The sequence below is a fragment of the Rhodococcus sp. P14 genome (genome assembly GCF_000256505.1).
GTDB lineage: Bacteria > Actinomycetota > Actinomycetes > Mycobacteriales > Mycobacteriaceae > Rhodococcus > Rhodococcus ruber.
This window is the reverse complement of the sequence record NZ_AJFC01000078.1, coordinates 1-2,615: the sequence shown is the minus strand read 5'-3', so window position 1 is coordinate 2,615 and position 2,615 is coordinate 1. Positions and strand designations below refer to the sequence as shown.

Sequence of the window (2,615 nt, the reverse complement as noted above, 5' to 3'; positions counted from 1 at the left end):
GGGGCCCCCGGCCCCCTGCCGCAGCTGGCGGGCGAACTGCGGACGCACCTGCCGGAACGCCTCGATCAGATGAGTGAGGAACCACACCACGTCGTTGTCGTCCCGGTCGACCGCGAGCCAGGCCACCGCGACGCCCTCGGCGGTGAGGACCTCCCGCCACTGAGCGGCCAGCGTCGACTTCCCGAACCCGGTCGGGGCGTGGATCGCGACGAGCCGGCGACGCCGGGCGCGGCGCAGCCGGTCGATGAGGTGGATGCGCTGGACCAGCGGTCGGCTGGCGGCGTGCGGCCGGAACCGGGTCACCGGCACCGGCGGCGTGGTGATCGCGGTGGGCGTGAGGTGGGGTCCGGTGGTGTGCGTGGTTCCCGGGACGGGCAGCGGTCCGAGTCCGTCCGGGTCCACGGGCAGTGCCATCTCGTCCACGTCGCAGCCGCCGCGGTCCTGTGCCCGCTGCAGCAACTCGCCGAACTCCGCGGCGGACTGCGGACGGGCCTCCGGATCGGTGGCCATGCCGCGTTCCAGGGCGGAGCACACCTCCTCGGGGACGCCGGTGCCCCGCAGATCCGGGACCGGTTCGGTGGTGATCCGCAGGAACTGCGTGACCACCTGCTCCCCGCGGCGCCGCTCGAACGCTGCATGCCCGGTCAGCGCGCAGAACAGGGTGGCGGCCAGACCGTAAACGTCGGCGGCCGGGGTCGGCGGCGACCCGGCCAGGATCTCCGGCGCGGTGAAGGCGGGGGAGCCCGTGATCGCCCCGGACGAGGTGCGGAAGCCGTCCGCGATGCGGGCGATGCCGAAGTCGGTGAGCTGCGGTTCGCCGTACTGGGTGAGCAGGATGTTCGCGGGCTTGACGTCGCGGTGCAGCACGTCGGCCCGGTGCGCCGTCTCGAGCGCCCCGGCGAGCTTGACGCCGATGCGCAGCACGTCCGGCCACGGCAGCGGCCCGTAGCGGCGGATGCGCGCCTCGAGCGAGTCGTGGGGGTGGTAGTGCATGACCAGGTAGGGCCGGCCACTGCCGGTGGTGCCGACCTGCAGGACGGTGACGATGTGCGGATGCCCGGAGAGCCTGCCCATCGCGCGCTGCTCGCGGAGGAATCGGTCGAGGTTGTCGGCGTCGAGCGGGGCGGTGAGCACCTTCACCGCGACGGTGCGCTCGAGCGCCGTCTCCCGGCACCGGTACACCACCCCGAAGCCACCACGGCCGATCTCGGTTGCGTCGGCGAACCCCGCGAGGCGCAGATCCTCGACGGTCTCGTCCTCCGCCGCGGCGACGTGGGAGACCGTGGCTCGCTGGGTGGCGAGGGGATCGTTCTCTGCCATCGGGGCACTCACCTCATGTGGATTCCTCCAGGATAGTCCCGGGTGTGGCGGGCACGACACGGATGGATCGCCGGTTCTCCATTACCGTTGTCCGGCCGGGGCTCCCGGCAACGACGGCCGGATCTTCCGGGAAACGACACTGCGATCGGAATTGGGAAACGATGAAGAAGACTCTCGCGGCGCTGTTCGGTACGGGTGCGGTGCTGCTCGCGGCGGCCTGCGGCTCGTCCGGTGACTCCGGCTCCGCAGCCGAGGGGACCACCGAGTCCACCACCGCCGCGCCGAGCACGAGCCAGGTCACCGGAAGCACGGGCATCGAGCTGGGCCAGAGCTACGACGAGATCTGCGGCGCCCTCGTGCCGTACTTCGACCAGCTCGAATCCTGGGGACAGGACCGCACCCAGGCTGCTGCCTCCGTCGCCGACGCGCAGAAGTCGCTGCCGGCGTGGGCGGAGCTGAGCGAGGAGCAGCAGGCCGACACCCTGCGTGCCATCGAGAACGCCGGCAAGGGGCAGTGCTGACCGGCGACGAGCTGTTCGCCCGGTTGCGGCGCCTCCCCGACGTGGAGGCGCCCAACCTGGTCGCCGTCGACGCCGCCGACCGGTTGATTCTCGACGAGGCCGGTGCCGCGCTCGCGGCGGCGCCGGCCGGGACCGTCGCAGTGATCGACGACCACTACGGGGCGCTCACGCTCGGCGTCGCTGTGCGGCACTCCGCTTCGGGGATCCGGGTTCACCAGGACTCGGTGGTGGGGGAGCGGGCCCTGGCCGCGAACGCCGCCCGCGAAGGACTGACCGATCGCTACACCACGCACGACCTCGGCAGCGACCTGCTCGCCGGTGCCCGGGTGGTGCTGCTGCAGTTGCCGAGGTCGCTCGCCGCGCTCACCGAGATCGCCGAGGCCGCCGCCCGGTATGCCGATCCCGGTGTGACGGTGTTCGCCGGGGGCCGCGACAAGCACATCACGCCCGCGATGAACGAGGTACTGGCCCGGTGCTTCACGGAGGTACGCGCCTCCCGCGGCCGGCAGAAGTCGCGGGTGCTCACCGCCCGCGGCCCGATCGCGACCGAGCCGACCTACCCGGTGACCGGCACGGTGCCCGAGGCCGGGCTGACCGTCGTCGCGCACGGGGCGGCGTTCGCCGGCCCCCGCCTGGACATCGGCACCCGGTTCCTGCTGGGCTTCGTGCCCCGGTTGCCGCGCGACGCGAGGACCGCCGTCGACCTCGGCTGCGGCACCGGCATCCTGGCCGTCGCCGCGGCCCGGCAGCTTCCCGGCCTGCGGGTGACCGCCA

At 73.0% G+C, this 2,615-nt stretch carries 3 protein-coding genes; 2 read left to right on the top strand and 1 reads right to left on the bottom strand.

Annotated features, from left to right (window positions below; genetic code table 11):
• Positions 1–1,320: serine/threonine-protein kinase (locus OEY_RS0105430; RefSeq protein WP_010592897.1), on the bottom strand; the 1,320-nt coding region annotated here is incomplete at its 3' end.
• A gap of 161 nt (positions 1,321–1,481) precedes the next feature.
• Here OEY_RS0105430 and OEY_RS0105425 point away from each other — a divergent pair.
• Both OEY_RS0105425 and OEY_RS0105420 read left to right on the top strand, forming a co-directional pair.
• Positions 1,482–1,841, top strand: a complete 360-nt coding sequence (locus OEY_RS0105425; protein WP_010592896.1) for a hypothetical protein — start codon at positions 1,482–1,484, stop codon at positions 1,839–1,841.
• On the top strand, positions 1,835–2,615 hold a 781-nt coding region (locus OEY_RS0105420; RefSeq protein WP_010592895.1), incomplete at its 3' end, for a methyltransferase. The genes OEY_RS0105425 and OEY_RS0105420, both read left to right, overlap by 7 nt.